Annotated in this window: 12 protein-coding genes; 6 read left to right on the forward strand and 6 right to left on the reverse strand. The window is 70.9% G+C overall.

All coding sequences use genetic code 11. From position 1 onward, the window contains the following. The gene (locus M4I32_RS04030) at positions 1-621 is read left to right on the forward strand and encodes a hypothetical protein (RefSeq protein WP_319033201.1); all 621 of its coding nucleotides are present in this window, start codon (positions 1-3) and stop codon (positions 619-621) included. On the opposite strand, the gene M4I32_RS04035 is transcribed toward M4I32_RS04030, so the two are convergent. Genes M4I32_RS04035 through M4I32_RS04045 form a run of 3 tightly spaced genes read right to left on the reverse strand, consistent with a single transcriptional unit; the run spans position 568 to position 6,453 of the window. Continuing rightward, positions 568-1,869, reverse strand: coding sequence for a M1 family metallopeptidase (locus M4I32_RS04035; protein WP_319033202.1), 1,302 nt, complete (start codon positions 1,867-1,869; stop codon positions 568-570). The genes M4I32_RS04030 and M4I32_RS04035 overlap by 54 nt on opposite strands. Further along, positions 1,866-5,855 carry a Pls/PosA family non-ribosomal peptide synthetase gene (locus M4I32_RS04040; RefSeq protein ID WP_319033203.1) on the reverse strand — a complete coding sequence of 1,330 codons (3,990 nt, stop codon included), beginning with the start codon at positions 5,853-5,855 and terminating at the stop codon, positions 1,866-1,868. Before M4I32_RS04040 ends, M4I32_RS04035 begins: the two co-directional genes overlap by 4 nt. Position 5,856: 1 nt before the next feature. Then, a complete protein-coding gene (locus M4I32_RS04045; protein ID WP_319033204.1) occupies positions 5,857-6,453 on the reverse strand; it encodes a hypothetical protein in 597 nt (198 codons plus the stop codon). A 183-nt stretch (positions 6,454-6,636) separates the two neighbouring features. Here M4I32_RS04045 and M4I32_RS04050 point away from each other — a divergent pair, with 183 nt between their 5' ends. The 5 genes from M4I32_RS04050 (at position 6,637) to M4I32_RS04070 (ending at position 11,836) form a co-directional block, all read left to right on the forward strand. Then, positions 6,637-7,740 (forward strand): phosphate ABC transporter substrate-binding protein PstS, encoded by a 1,104-nt coding sequence (locus M4I32_RS04050; protein WP_319033205.1) that lies wholly within the window; start codon positions 6,637-6,639, stop codon positions 7,738-7,740. A gap of 119 nt (positions 7,741-7,859) precedes the next feature. Next, complete coding sequence (gene pstC / locus M4I32_RS04055) at positions 7,860-8,825, forward strand: phosphate ABC transporter permease subunit PstC (protein ID WP_319033206.1); 966 nt, start codon at positions 7,860-7,862, stop codon at positions 8,823-8,825. Further along, complete coding sequence (pstA, locus tag M4I32_RS04060) at positions 8,825-9,919, forward strand: phosphate ABC transporter permease PstA (protein WP_319033207.1); 1,095 nt, start codon at positions 8,825-8,827, stop codon at positions 9,917-9,919. Before pstC ends, pstA begins: the two co-directional genes overlap by 1 nt. An 18-nt stretch (positions 9,920-9,937) precedes the next feature. Beyond that, complete coding sequence (gene pstB / locus M4I32_RS04065; RefSeq protein ID WP_319033208.1) at positions 9,938-10,717, forward strand: phosphate ABC transporter ATP-binding protein PstB; 780 nt, start codon at positions 9,938-9,940, stop codon at positions 10,715-10,717. 291 nt (positions 10,718-11,008) lie between these two features. Then, complete coding sequence (locus M4I32_RS04070) at positions 11,009-11,836, forward strand: type IV toxin-antitoxin system AbiEi family antitoxin domain-containing protein (RefSeq protein ID WP_319033209.1); 828 nt, start codon at positions 11,009-11,011, stop codon at positions 11,834-11,836. A gap of 153 nt (positions 11,837-11,989) precedes the next feature. Here M4I32_RS04070 and M4I32_RS04075 read toward each other — a convergent pair whose 3' ends face one another. The 3 genes from M4I32_RS04075 to M4I32_RS04085 all read right to left on the reverse strand — a co-directional run bounded on the left by M4I32_RS04075 (position 11,990) and on the right by M4I32_RS04085 (position 14,753). After that, a complete protein-coding gene (locus tag M4I32_RS04075) occupies positions 11,990-12,871 on the reverse strand; it encodes an aminotransferase class IV (RefSeq protein ID WP_319033210.1) in 882 nt (293 codons plus the stop codon). Positions 12,872-13,050: 179 nt separating this feature from the next. Next, positions 13,051-13,821: a GntR family transcriptional regulator gene (locus M4I32_RS04080; protein WP_319033211.1), complete on the reverse strand. Its 771-nt coding sequence runs from the start codon at positions 13,819-13,821 to the stop codon at positions 13,051-13,053. Further along, complete coding sequence (locus tag M4I32_RS04085; protein ID WP_319033212.1) at positions 13,818-14,753, reverse strand: nucleoside hydrolase; 936 nt, start codon at positions 14,751-14,753, stop codon at positions 13,818-13,820. The genes M4I32_RS04080 and M4I32_RS04085 overlap by 4 nt, the downstream gene beginning before the upstream one ends. Positions 14,754-14,763: the final 10 nt, after the last annotated feature.

The raw sequence follows: 14,763 nt of genomic DNA on the forward strand, positions 1-14,763 counted from the left end.
ATGGCGAGCGCGCCCGAACGCGACGCGCACCTGCGCGTGGGACCGGTGGCGATCGCGTGGCGCACCGGAACCGACCGTGCCGCTCGCCGCCCCACCGCCGAACGCCTGCTGCGCCGTCTCGCCGGTGCCGGCGCCACCGCCGACGTGACGCGGGATTGCCCGCGATGCGGAGAGGGCGACCACGGGGCGCCGCGTCTGGTCGGCGCGCCGGTGCGGTGCAGCATCAGCCACGCCGGCGACGTGACGGTCGTCGCCGTCGCGCCGAGCGGGCGCTGCGGAGCGATCGGCATCGATGCCGAGCTCTCGACACCGGGCGTGCGGGACCCGGCGGGTCTCGCACGTGCCCTCGGGACGACCGGTTCGGCTGATCTCGCACGCTGGACCCGCGTCGAAGCCGCGCTGAAAGCGCGCGGCAGCGGACTCGCCCTCGACCCCCGCTGCGTGCGGCTGCACCGACGCCTCGGAAGAACGCTTGCGCTGGTCACCCCGCCGGAGGGCGCCGTCGAACGCTTCGTCGTCCGTGCGGTCCACGGCATCCCCGGGTGCACGGTCAGCCTCGCGATCGCCTCATCGGTCGAGCGGCGGCAGCTCCTCGCGGTCCAGCCACCGCTCGAACAGTGATGCCAGGTCGACGCCACTCACTTCGGCGGCGAGGGCACGGAATTCGGCGCTGGTCGCGATGCCATGGCGGTGCCTGGCGCACCAATGCTGCAGGATCTCGAAGAAGTGGTCGTCGCCGACACGTCGACGCAGAGCATGCAGCGCCAGCGCCCCCCGCTTGTACACGCGGTCGTCGAACATGCGCCTCGCACCCGGATCCGACACGACGATGTCCTGCGCCTCGCCCGACAGGCGCGCGTGCTGCCCCTCAGCGCACGCCGCGGCGGAGGCTGCACCGGATTCCTCGGACCACAGCCACTCCGCGTAGCACGCGAAGCCCTCATTGAGCCAGATGTCACGCCAGCGCGCCAGTCCGACGCTGTTGCCGAACCACTGGTGCGCGAGTTCGTGTGCGATCAGCCGTTCCGACTCCGGCTCGGTGTGGTTCGAGCCGAACACGGCCATCGCCTGGGCCTCGAGGGGGATCTCGAGCGGATCGTCGGTCACGACCACGTCGAACCGGCCCAGGGGGTAGGGGCCGAAGGCGCGCTGGAACAGCCTCATCATGCGGCCGAGATCGGCGAAGGCCTCGCCGGCGGCATCCGCCTGCGACGACGATCGGTGCAGCGCGCCGCGCACGCCGTCCAGATCGAGCGCCTCGCGCGCGTACGGGCCGATCTGCACCGACGCGAGATATGTCGCCGTCGGAATGTCCTGCTCGAAAGCCCAGGTCGCCGTACCGCCGGAGCGAGCAGGCTGAGCGGGCTCCCCCGTGGCCACCACCTGGTAGCGCGCATCGGTGGTGACGCGGATGCCGTAGGTGGCCTTGTCGTCCGGGCGATCGTTGCAGGGGAACCACGTTGGTGCTCCCGTGGGCTGTGACGCGACGAGCGAGCCGTCCTCGAGTTCCTCCCAGCCGATGCTTCCCCACCGCGATCGACGGGGGCGTGGCGCTCCCCCGTACTCGACCTCGATGGTGAACTGCTCGCCGGCCTCGATCACACGTTCCGGCCGCACGCGCACGTGCCGCGGCCCCTGCCGAAAGGACGTGCGCCGCTCGTCGTCGACCCGCACGCGCGACGCACGCAACCCGACCAGGTCGAGCCGGAACGAGCGCAGCTGCTCCGATGCCGTGGCCGAGAGCGTGGCTCGCCCCGAAAGCCGGTTCGCGGCGAGCTTGTACGTGAGGTCGAGCTCGTATCGGCGTACGGAGAAGGTACGGTCGCCGCTGTCGGGGATGTAATCGTCGGCAGCATCCGGCGCCGTCACGAGGCGGTCGCCTGGTAGGAGCGCACGCGCACGGCCCGCCACGGTCCGATCGGGTTGCCGCTCCATCGTGACCCGATCGGCACGGTCTCGCCGCGCATGACGAGCGACGCGGGCCCCACCGTGGCATGCGCCCCGATCGTCGCGGCGGGCAGGATCACGCTGTGCGGGCCGAGCGTGCCCCCGGGTTCGATCGTGACGGCATCCATACTCATGATCCGATCATGGAACAGATGCGTCTGCACGACACAACCGCGATTGACCGTCGAGGCGTCACCGAGCGTCACCAGATCGGGCTCGGGCAGCCAGTAGCTGTCGCACCAGACGCCCCTGCCGACCCGCACGCCGAGCGAACGGAGCCACACGGCGAGAGCCGGCGTGCCCGCCGCGGCACGCGCGAACCAGGGCGCCGCGGTCATCTCGACGAAGGTGTCGGACACCTCGGTGCGCCAGACGAAACTCGACCAGAGCGGCTCCTCACCCGGGCGGATGACGCCGACCAGCAGCCACTTGGCGAGCGTCGCCGCCGCCGCGGCCACCGCCCCCGCCGCCAGCATCACGGCACCGGAGAGCAGCAGCGCGATCGCGGGCCCGAACGCCGCCACGAGGGCCGCGAGGGTGAACAGCACGCCGAGCCCGACCCCGCACGTCACCACGACCGGCACGAGGCGGCAGAGCTCCCACAGCGCGCGAGCGACCCGCAGCGCCGCACCGGGATGGTAGGTGCGCGTCTCGTCAGCGTCATTCGACACGCGGCGCAGCCGAACGGCGGGGGAACCGAGCCAGGAGGTGCCGGCCTTTGCCTTGACCGGTGCCGACGAGAGCACGGCGACGAGCCCGCCCTTGGGCACGCGGTGACCGGGAGCAGCCATCCCCGAGTTGCCGAGGAATGCGCGTTTGCCGATGCGCACGGGGCCGATCCGCATCCACCCGCCGCGCAGCTCGTACGAGGCGACCATCGTGTCGTCGGCGAGGAAGGCACCGTCGTCGATCGTCGTCATCGCGGGGACGAGCAGCACCGTGGATACCTCGACGTCGCGCCCCACGCGGGCGCCGAGCAGCCGAAGCCAGACCGGTGTGAAGAGACTGGAGTAGACCGGGAAGAGCAGGGTGCGGGCCGAGTCGAGCAGCCGCTCGACGGTCCACGTCTGCCAGGCGACGCGTCCGCGCACCGGATAGGTGCCCGCGGTCAGACCGATCTGCAGCAGCCGGACGAGAACCACGACGGCCACGGCGAAGACGACGCCGGTCACCAGCACGGCCGGCACGAGCCAGACCAGGGCGCCGAGTGCCGCTTCGGCGAGGGACCCGGCGCCGCGCATGCCGGCGGCCACGACGGCCCCGCCCGCGGCGAAGGCCACCAGCGGCAGCAGGCCCAGCACCATCGACGAGGCGCCGTACGCCCACTGCCAGCGACGCCCGCCGGCGGGGCGCTGTGGCGGCCACCCGGCGACCGTTCCGCCGACCCGCACCGCCGGCGACCCCGCCCAGCGCTGATCGGCACGCACCCGGCCGAAGACCGCGGACCCGGGCGCGATCTCCGCACGGCGGCCGATCCGTGTGCCCGGTGCCAGCGTGCTGCGTGCCCCCACCGCCGCCCCGGCGCCGATGCGCACGGCGCCGATGCGCACGACGTCACCGTCGATCCAGTACCCCGACAGGTCCACCTCGGGCTCGATCGCGGCGCCCTCGCCGATGCGCAGCATCCCCGTCACGGGTGGAAGGGAGTGCAGGTCGACGTCGCGCCCGATTCGCGCGCCGAGCGCCCGCGCGTAGTACGTCACCCAGGGTGCCCCCGCCAGCCCGACCGCGTCGACCTGCGCGGCGATCTGCTCGGCGAGCCACAGCCGCAGGTGCACGCCACCGCCGCGAGGGTGGTCGCCGGCCGGCACGCGCGCCAGCAGCATCCGCGCGCATACCGCCGCCACGGTCATGCGACCGAAGGGGGTGGCGAAGACGGCGAGCCCGATGAGCAGCACCGGCCAGGGCGCCGTCGGGAGCACCTCGAAACCCGGCACCAGCTGCAGCAGCGCACCGGCCGTGAGCAGGTAGAGCAGCCAGCGCACACCCCCGAGAATGAACAGCGGCACGCCCAGCGCCGTCTGCAGCAGCTGCATGCGGCGCGGAGTGGGGCGGGGCTCGCGGTAGCTGTCGGGCGGCTCCGCACTCACGTCGGCGAGCGCCCCCGCCATCGCGGCCAACCGGGGCAGGTCGTAGATGTCGGCGACGCTGAACCCGGGGTCGCGGACGCGGATGCGCGACACCAGCTGCGCTGCGGCCAGCGATCCGCCACCGAGGTCGAAGAAGTCCGCATCCGCGCCGGGCACGGGCACACCCAGTACGGCCTGCCACTGCTCGGCCAGCCACCCCTCTGTCGCCGTCAGGCCCGACACGGGGGCGTCCGACTCGGGCAGGGGCCAGGGGAGCGCAGCCTTGTCGACCTTTCCCGATGTGCGCACGGGCAGCTCGTCGACCACGGCGAGCAGAGGCACCATCGGCGCCGGCAGTGTCTCCGACAGGTGCGCACGGGCAGCGGCCCGGTCGAAAGCCGCCCCGACGACGACGTACCCCACGAGCACATCGATGCCCGCCGCCGTGCGACGCACCGCCACCGCCGACCCGCCGACACCGGGCACATCCTGCAGGGCCGCCTCCACCTCGCCGAGCTCGATGCGCCGTCCGCCGATCTTCACCTGGTCGTCGGCGCGGCCCTGGAAGACGAGCCCCTCGGTGTCGAAGCGCACGATGTCGCCCGAACGATACGCCCGGTCCCATCCCAGCGAGGGCAGAGCGGCGTACTTGTCGGCGTCTTTCGCGGGATCGAGGTACCGGGCCAGCCCGATCCCGCCGATGATGAGCTCGCCGGCCTGGCCGGGCGGCACCTGGGCGCCCTCGGCATCCACCACGGCGAGCGCCCATCCGTCGAGAGGCAGGCCGATGCGCACCGGCCCGTCCCCGCCGAGCCGGGCTGCGCACGCCACGACCGTCGCCTCGGTGGGCCCGTACGTATTCCAGACCTCACGTCCGTCGTCGGCGAGACGCGCGGCCAGCTCCGGCGGGCACGCCTCGCCGCCGAAGATGAGCAGTCGCACGTTCTCGAGCGATTCGGCCGGCCACAGCGCGGCCAGGGTCGGCACTGTCGACACGGCAGTGATGCCCTGGCGCACGAGCCAGGGCGCGAGGTCTTCGCCCGAACGGACGAGCGCGCGCGGGGCGGGCACCAGGCACGCGCCGTGCCGCCACGCCAGCCACATCTCCTCGCACGAGGCGTCGAACGCCACGGAGAGCCCCGCGAGCACGCGGTCCCCGGGCCCCAGGGGGTCATCGGCCAGGAACATCCTGGCCTCGGCATCCACGAACGCCGCTGCCGATCGGTGCGTCACCGCAACGCCCTTGGGCGTGCCCGTCGAGCCCGACGTGAAGATGATCCAGGCGTCGTCCTCGGGCGTGATCGTCGGCATGATCGGGGTGGCGCTCGTGCTCGGATGCGGCGCATCGCCCGCGAAGAGAGCGGATGCCGCGGGTCCGCCGACAGCGGGATCCGCATCGCCGTGTGCGTCATCGCCGTATGCGTCATCGAGGGGGCGGTACTGCCCCGCCCCCTCGATCACACCGCGCACCTTCGCCTCGCCGAAGACCAGACGCGCGCGCTCGGGTGGATCATCGGCGTCCACCGGCACGTAGGCCGCTCCCGCCGCGAGCACGCCGAGGATCGAGATGTACAGCTCCTTGGTGCCGGACGGCATCCGGACGCCGACACGGTCGCTGCGGCGCACGCCCGCCTCGTGCAGCCGGACGGCCGTGTGCGAGACCCGGGCGAGCATCTCGGCATAGCTGAGGGCGCCCGACCCGTCGTCGATCGCGGATGCCTCGGGGTGGCGGCGTGCCGTGTCGGTGAGTATCTGGAGCAGAGTGCGGGCCGGAGCCGCCAGCCCACGTCGGTCGAGAACGGCGGCGGACGCGACTGAGGCGGCCGGCGAGTCGACCATGTCAGTCGCTCAGAAGAGCGACCAGCTGGGCCTTCGACATGCGCGAGTACCCGGTCTTGCCCGCCGCGCGGGCGCGGGCACGCAGCTGCACGACCGTCTCGGCCTCGAGTCCCGTCGGCGCATCGGTCTCACCCGATTCGGAATCCGTTCCGGTCGTCGATGTCGCGGACGCGAGCGCGGCCGCGGCCTGCTCCTCGGCACGACGCGCCTCCCGGTCGGCCTTCGCCGCCGACTTCTTGAGGGCCTTCGCCTCTTCGGTGCGGGCCTTCGCCTCGGCGTCGGCCTTCTCCGCAGCCGCGGCGGCTCTGTCGGCCTCGGCGCGCAGGGCGGCCTTGCGCTCCGCCTTGGCGACCGCGGTCTCGACACCGCGACGCAGACGGGCCGTGGCCTTCTTCGCCTTCTCTGTCACGCGCGCGGGCTTCTTGCGCACCTTCTTCTTGGGCGTCTCCACCACGCGGGCCGCCTCGTCGGCGAGCTCCCGCACCTGCTTGGCGCGTTTGGGCGGCAGATCCTTCGCCGTCTTCTTCGCCGACTTGACGGCCTCGGCCGCATCCGCGATCGCGTTCTGGGCCTTGCGCTGATCTTTGCTCTTCGACATGGGCGTCATGGTAGCCGGGCGAAATGGCGCGCCGACGGACCCCGCGCGCCCCTCGCGCACCCGCTCTCCGCTCGTTCACCTTGCGTTCACCGAATCGGCCCACTCTGGTAAGCACTGCCTCCTACGGTCACTGTGTGCCCCGCACCGGGCATCACCCTGTCATCGATCGAACGGACACACACAGTGAAGATCAGCCGCATCTCCCGCGTCGCCGCCCTCGGCGCCGTCGCCGCCCTCGCCCTCGCCGGCTGCGCCGCGAATGAAGGCGGCGGCACGACTGAGCCCGGGGCCGGCGACAGCAGCCTGTCGGGCACGCTGGACGCGACCGGCGCCTCGTCGCAGGCCGCCGCCCAGGAGGCATGGGTCGCGGAGTTCCAGATGGCGAACCCCGACGTCACGATCAACTACGAGCCCACCGGCTCCGGCACCGGCCGCGAGAACTTCATCGCCGGCGCGAGCAACTTCATCGGCTCGGACCGCGCGTTCAACGACGAAGAGATCGCCGCGGGTGGCTTCGGCGCCTGCGCCGACGAGGGTTCGGCCGGCATCGTCGAGCTTCCCCTCTACATCTCGCCCGTCGCCGTGGCATTCAACCTCGAGGGCATCGACTCGCTCAACCTGACCGCCGACGCCATCGCGGGCATCTTCGCCGGCGACATCACGAACTGGAACGACGAGGCGATCGCCGAGTCGAACCCCGACGCGGACCTGCCCGACCTTGCGATCTCGCCGGTGCACCGCTCCGACGACTCGGGCACCACCGAGACGTTCACGAGCTACCTCGCCGCCGCCGCTCCGAGCGCGTGGGAGTACGAGGCCGACGGCGTGTGGCCGATCGAGGGCGGCGAGGCGGCCCAGGGCACCTCGGGCGTCGTCGATGCCACCAGCAGCGGCAACGGCACCATCACCTACGCCGACGCCTCGCAGGTGGGCGACCTCGGTATCGTGTCGGTCGGCGTCGGTGGCGAGTTCGTCCCCTACTCGGCCGAGGCCGCGGCGATGATCGTCGACGCCGCCCCGCTGGTCGAGGGCCGCGAAGCCGGTGACCTGGCTCTCGAGGTCGACTACGCCACGGTCGAGTCGGGCGTCTACCCGATCGCGCTCGTGAGCTACCTGATCGGCTGCGTCGAGTACGAGGATGCGAACGTCGCGGAGCTCGTGTCGGCGTACTTCACCTACATGGCCAGCCCCGAAGGCCAGGAGGCCGCTGCCTCGAACGCCGGTTCGGCGCCGATCTCGGATGACCTGCGCGCGCAGGTCGACGAGGCCATCGCGATGATCGGCTGACAACCGAATACTGTGGGCCCCGCACCGGAAGATGATTCCGGTGCGGGGTTCAACAAGGCTTCCGCGCAGAAACGCGGCATCCTTGTTGAGCAAGAACCCACCACGAGAAGGGCATGAGTATGGCGTCGAGTACCCGAGACCCCGTCGTGAGGTCTTCCGGTGGTGGTCGGCGCGTACGTCGTCCCGGCGATGTCGCCTTCTCGAGCACGGCGATGGGCGCGGGAATCATCATCCTGCTCGTGCTCGCGGCGGTGGCGATCTTCCTCACGGCCGAGAGCATCCCCGCCTTCACCGGAGACCCCGCCGAGAACCCGATCCTGGACGGACGCTCCTTCGCGGAGTACGTCATCCCGCTCGTCTTCGGCACCATCTGGGCCTCGATCCTCGCGCTCATCATCGCCGCGCCGCTGGCGATCGGCATCGCGCTGTTCATCTCGCACTACGCCCCGCGGCGGCTCTCGGCATTCCTCGGCTACATCATCGACCTGCTCGCCGCTGTGCCCTCCGTGGTCTTCGGCCTGTGGGGCAGCCTCGTGCTCGCCGGCGCGATCCAGCCCTCCTTCGTGTGGCTGAACGACTACTTCGGCTGGATCTTCCTCTTCGACGGGCAGGTGTCGGCCACCGGTCGCACGATCCTGACCGCCGCCCTCGTGCTCGCCGTGATGATCCTCCCGATCATGACGGCGATCTGCCGCGAGGTCTTCCTGCAGACACCGTCCCTCCACGAGGAGGCGGCGCTGGCCCTGGGCGCTACGCGCTGGGAGATGATCCGCATGGCGGTGCTGCCGTTCGCCCGCGGCGGCATGGTCTCGGCCGCGATGCTGGCGCTCGGGCGCGCACTCGGCGAGACGATGGCGGTGACGATGGTGCTGTCGGTGTCGGGCGTCATCTCGTTCGAGCTGCTCACCTCGACCAACCCGACCCCGATCCCCGCGAACATCGCACTGAGCTTCCCCGAGGCGTACGGCGACGGGATCGCCGTGCTGATCGCGACCGGTCTGGTGCTGTTCGTGCTGACCTTCGCGGTGAACGCCCTCGCCCGCTGGCTCGTGAACCGCCGCAAAGACTTCTCCGGAGCCAACTGATGTCGATCATCGCCCCCGCCACGCCCGCGACGTCGAAGGACTCCCTCACCAGCGGCCGACTGCCCGGCGCCGCCGTGTGGTCGCTGCTGCCGATCTCGCTCGTCGTCGTCGCGATCCCGTTCCTGATCCTCAACATCGGGCAGCCGATCGCGAACTTCAACATCGCCGCCACGATCTTCTTCGGCGTCGTCCTCTACGCGATCGCCCTCTACTTCCTCTCCTCAGTCGTGGAGGGGCGCCGCAAGGGCATGGACCGCCTGATCACGGTCGTGGTCTCGAGCGCGTTCATCATCGCCCTGCTGCCGCTGATCTCGCTGCTGTTCACGGTGGTGGCGAACGGTCTCGACCGGTTCGACATCGAGTTCTTCACCTACAGCATGCGCAACATCGTCGGCGAGGGCGGCGGCGCCATCCACGCGGTCTACGGCACGCTGCTGGTCACGCTCGCCGCGACGGTGATCTCGGTGCCGATCGGGCTGATGACCTCGATCTACCTCGTCGAGTACGCCGAGGGCGGGCGACTCGCGAAAGCCATCACCTTCTTCGTCGATGTCATGACCGGCATCCCGTCGATCGTCGCGGGACTGTTCGCGTACGCGCTGTTCGTGGTCTTCTTCGGCCCGGGCATCTCGATGGGCTTCATGGGATCTGTCGCGCTGAGCGTGCTCATGATCCCGGTCGTGGTGCGCTCGTCTGAAGAGATGCTGCGACTGGTGCCCAACGAGCTGCGCGAGGCCGCGTACGCCCTCGGCGTGCCCAAGTGGCTGACGATCGTCAAGGTCGTCCTTCCCACGGCCATCGCCGGCATCACCACGGGCATCATGCTCTCGATCGCCCGCGTGATCGGTGAGACCGCCCCGCTGCTGCTGACGGCCGGGTTCACGCAGAGCCTCAACCTGAACCTGTTCGACGGCAACATGATGACCCTGCCCGTCTTCGTCTACAACGAGTACGCCAACCAGGGCACCAGCCCCGATTCCGCGATCGCTCGCGCATGGGCCGGCGCCCTCACCCTGATCCTGATCGTCATGATCCTGAACCTGGCCGCCCGGATGGTTGCGAAGTTCTTCGCACCCAAGACCGGTCGCCGATGAAGTAGGAGCCCACTCCCCGTGTCAAAGAGCATCGAAGTCAACGACCTCAACGTGTACTACGGCGACTTCCGCGCCGTAGAGGGTGTCACGCTCGAGATCGAGCCGCGCAGCGTCACCGCCTTCATCGGCCCCTCGGGCTGCGGCAAGTCGACCTTCCTGCGCACGCTGAACCGCATGCATGAGGTCATCCCCGGCGCCTACGTCGAGGGCAAGGTACTCCTGAACGGTCAGGACCTGTACGGGCCGGGCGTCGACCCCGTAGCGGTGCGGCGCGACGTCGGCATGGTCTTCCAGCGGCCGAATCCGTTCCCGACCATGTCGATTCGCGACAACGTGCTCGCCGGCGTCAAGCTCAACAACAAGCGGATGTCGAAATCGGATGCCGACGATCTGGCCGAGCGCTCGCTGAAGGGCGCCAACCTCTGGAACGAGGTCAAGGACCGGCTCGACCGTCCCGGCTCCAGCCTCTCGGGCGGGCAGCAGCAGCGCCTCTGCATCGCCCGCGCGATCGCCGTGTCGCCCGACGTGCTGCTGATGGACGAGCCCTGCTCGGCGCTCGACCCGATCTCGACGTACGCGATCGAGGAGCTGATCGAGGAGCTCAAGAGCGAGTACACGATCGTCATCGTGACGCACAACATGCAGCAGGCCTCGCGGGTGTCCGACCGCACGGCGTTCTTCAACATCGCCGGCACGGGGCAGCCCGGCAAGCTCATCGAGTACAACGACACCAAGGCGATCTTCACGACCCCCGCCGTGCAGGCGACCGAGGACTACGTCTCGGGCCGGTTCGGGTAGACCGCGGTTCCGGATGCCGGCATCCGCTGGCCGCGGTCATCCCCTGACCGCGGGCATCCGCCGGCCACCGGCATCCTCGCCTCGCCGTGCACAACTGCGGGGCCCCATTCGACACGCCGGCGGCTCGGGTGGTTCGGCGGCGCGTCCCGTCGATCGCCCGCAGTTGTGCACGCGACGGCGCCGGCCTCTCGTCGGGATCACACTCCCCTCCGAGGCTGACGGGTGCGCGAACCATCCACAGACGAGGAGTGCGGCCGGAGTAGCCTCGTGCGCGCACGCGAACATGGCGGCATGTGCGCTCTGCCCGACGCGATGCCGGCGGTGATCACCTATGCCGAGCTGCGCGCATCGGGGATGCCGCGTCGCGCCATCGACGCCGCACGTCAGCAGGGGCGGCTCAACCGGGTCGGGCGCGGGCTCTATGCGCGGGCAGGGACCTGCGAAGCGGTGACTGCGGCCGCGGCGCACGGTGCGGTACCCGCTTGTGCAACCGCCGCACGCCACTACGGGCTGTGGGTGCTCGACGAAGGGCCGCCGCACGTGGGGCTACCGGAATCGATGCACGCTCGCCCGCATTCGGGATGCATGTGCGTCGTGCACACGGACCAGCATCCGACGAGCAGGTTCTCGATACCGCCGATACGGCAGGTGCTGCGTCAGATTCTGCGATGCCGCGGAGTGGAGTCGTTCGTCGTGGCGCTGGAGTCTGCGCTGCGGCAGCGCCTGCTCGCCGCGCCCGACCTCGCTTGGCTGCGCGCGCGAGTGAGCGACTCCGGACGGGAGGCGATGCTGCATGCGCGGGATGACGCCGACAGCGGCCTGGAGTCGCTGCTGCGGTGGCGGCTGCGAGGGCACGGGCTCGCGATGCGTTCGCAGGTGCGGATCCCCGGTGTCGGCCGGGTCGACTTCTTGATCGGCGACCGCCTTCTCATCGAGGCGGACGGCCGCGCCGGTCACGAGGACCCTGCCGCGCGGCACAAAGACCTGGTGCGCGATGCCCACGCCGCCGCCTGGGGATACGTCACCCTGCGCTTCGACTACGCGCTGGTCGTGCACGACTGGCCGCTCGTCGAGGCGGCGATCCTCGCCCAGGTCGCCGCCGGGCACCACCTGCGCTGAGCGCTCCTGGCCATCTCGGCGGCTCTCGCCGGCGCGCACAACCGCGGTGCCTTCGCCGCACACGCCGGTGGGCGAGGGTGGAATGGGGCGCGTCGCCGGGCGGCCCCGCAGTTGTGCACGGGAGCGGGGGCCGCGGAGGGAGGGCGCGCGCCGTCAGGCGCCGCGGGCCAGCAGTGCCGCATTCATCGCCGCGGTGAGCGGCCCGTCGATCGGCACCTGCCGCCCGTCGAGCATGCGCACCGGCGCGGCGAGACGCACGCTCGAGAGCAGCCACGCGGCATCCGCCTCGGCGAGCTCCTCCACGCGCACGTCGCGGTACTCGGCCGTGTGGCCCTGCTGCTCGAGCCACGCGAAGACGCTGATCTGGGTCGTGCCGTGCAGGATGCCGCCCGCCGGGCGAGGCGTGACGTACACCCCGCCGAGGCGCAGCAGCACCGAGGCGGTGGGCGCCTCGAGCACGTAACCGTCCGAGGTGACGAACAGCGCGTCGTCGAACCCCCGCCGGTGCGCCTCGCGCAGCGCCGCCATGTTCGGGGCGTACGAGAGCGTCTTCGCGCCCCACAGCAGCCACGGGGTCCGGTCCGGCACGCCGTGTGCGACCCCGCGGTCGAGGGCGGTGACGCGGATGCCCTGGGTGCGGGCCTCGGTGAAGTCCGGGGCCGGCGAGAGCGTGACCCACCCCGTGGCAGCGCCGTCGCCCGTCCCACGGCTGAGCACGATCTTGATCGAGGACTCGCCGGGACCGGCCTCGGCGGCGGCACGGTGCACGGCCTGGCGCCACTGCGCGTGGTTCGGGGCCGGCAGCTCGCAGAGCGCCGCCGAGCGGGCGAAACGGTCGAGGTGGGAATCAACCTCGTGTGCCACGCCGTCCATCACGCCGAGGGTCTCGAACACGCCGTCGCCACGCTGCGCCGACAGCTCGGACAGCGGCAGCGCGGGGGCGGCGGCATCCACGTCGGTGAAGGTCGAGGCGTAGTCGACGCGGGCGTCATGGGATGCCGCGGGAGAGACCAGGAAGGCATGGGAAGCGGTCATCCCCCGAGCCTACGCGCGCAGCGAACAGGTGATCCGCCTGCGCGGAATGCATCGGCCGGCGAGGCCGTTTAGGATTGATGTGTCGGGCCGCAGTAACCCCGGGCTCCAATATTTGCCGCTTCGAGCGGCCACGCGCCGAGAGGCGTTCCTGCGGCCCGGCACATTCTTCTCGTCACCGGTCAGCCGGTGACCTGCTGTTGCAGCGAGAGCGGACCTGCGCTGGGCGCCAGCACGTACTTGGCGAAAATCAGCGGCTTGTCGTCGCGTCGCACGGTCTGCGTCACGACGAGCACGGGTGCGGATGCCTCCACGCCCAACCGCTCGGCACGCTCCTCACCGGCGAGCCCACCGGTCATCTCGCAGGTGCTCGTGATGCCGCGGTATCCACTCGCATCGACAAGATGGGCGAGCAGGGTGCGGCCGGCGGCATCCGGCGAACTTCCCCGTCGCGCCGCATCGGTGGATGCCGTCTCGTCGGCCACCACGCACTCGAAGGCCGTGCACAGCGGCTCGTCGCCACGCGAGATGACGCTCTCCCATACCCACACGGGCGCGTCGCGCTGCACTCCGAGGGCGGCGGCGAGATAGTCGTTCGCCGCCTGGGCCTCGTGCTGCACTCGGCGCACGCTCACGGGCGGCCCGCCGGCATCCAGCATCCGCTCGATCGGCTGCAGCCGTTCCCACCCGAGCGCGGGCAGGCGGTCGACGACGAATCGACCCACCCCGCGACGGGTGCGGATCAAATGGTCCTCTTCGAGCAGGAGCAGCGCCTCGCGCACGACGGTGCGACTGACGCCGAGCGCGACGGTGAACTCCGCGTCGCTCGGCAGCGGGGAGCCGGGGGGATAGCGGCCGTCAGCGATCGCACCGGCGATGGCCTCGTAGGCCGCCACGCGCAGCGGTCGGCCGACGCTCACGACCAGCGGGTCGACCCGGGCTGCCGGACTCACGAGAGCGCCTCGAGCATCGTCTGAAAGAACAGCTCCGTGTCGATGCGCTCGACCACTCGCGCATTGGGCTCACGGCCCGAGCGTCGCACGGTGTCGACGAGGCTGTAGCCCGCGGTCAGCTCTCCCCGCGTCTCCACGGCCACGTAGTAGTCGCCGGCCCGCGTGACCAGCTGCGGCACGAGTGCCGCAGCGGCGGCGAGCGAGTCGGGATGCGTGCTGCCGCTCATGCCGTGGGCCTTCTTGTTGTAGGCCAGCGTCCCCTGGTTCGCCCGCGTGAAGAAACGGGATGCCGGGGTGTCGAGCGCCTCGATGCGAGCCAGCTGCTCGAGGGTGAACACCCCCTGCGTCATGGTCACGTCCCAGGGCACGAGGGTGATGGGGAACCCGGCGGCGAAGACGATCGCCGCCGCCTCGGGGTCGTGGAAGAAGTTCGCCTCGGCCGCGGCCGTGATGTTGCCGGCGGCGTTGTTGGAGCCGCCCATGATGAACACCCGCTTCACCTTCTGCGCGATGGAGCGGTCGGCGGCCACGGCCAGGGCGAGGTTGGTCAGCGGTGCCTGCGCGATGATCGTCAGCTCGCCCGGGTTGTCGTTGATCAGGCGCAGCAGCGCTACAACGGCGTTGTCGCGCTCGGGCCGCTGCCGTGCCCGGGGAAAGCCCGCCCCGCCGAACCCGTCGACGCCGTGCACGTACGACGAGTCGTCGAACGGCGCGAGCAGCGGCAGCCGCGCGCCAGGATAGACGGGCACCTCGCCCGAGCGACCGGCCACCTCGATCGTGTAGAGCGCATTCTCGACCATCTGGTCGAAGCCCACGTTGCCGTAGTTGATCGTGACCGCCTCGACGCGGGCGCGCGGATGCCGCAGCGCGATCATCATGGCGAAGGCGTCGTCCTGCGCGGTATCGGTATCGATGATCAATCGCGTGGTCATGGCTCCCCCG

This window comes from Microbacterium sp. LRZ72 (assembly GCF_033792225.1).
In the GTDB taxonomy this organism is placed as follows: domain Bacteria; phylum Actinomycetota; class Actinomycetes; order Actinomycetales; family Microbacteriaceae; genus Microbacterium.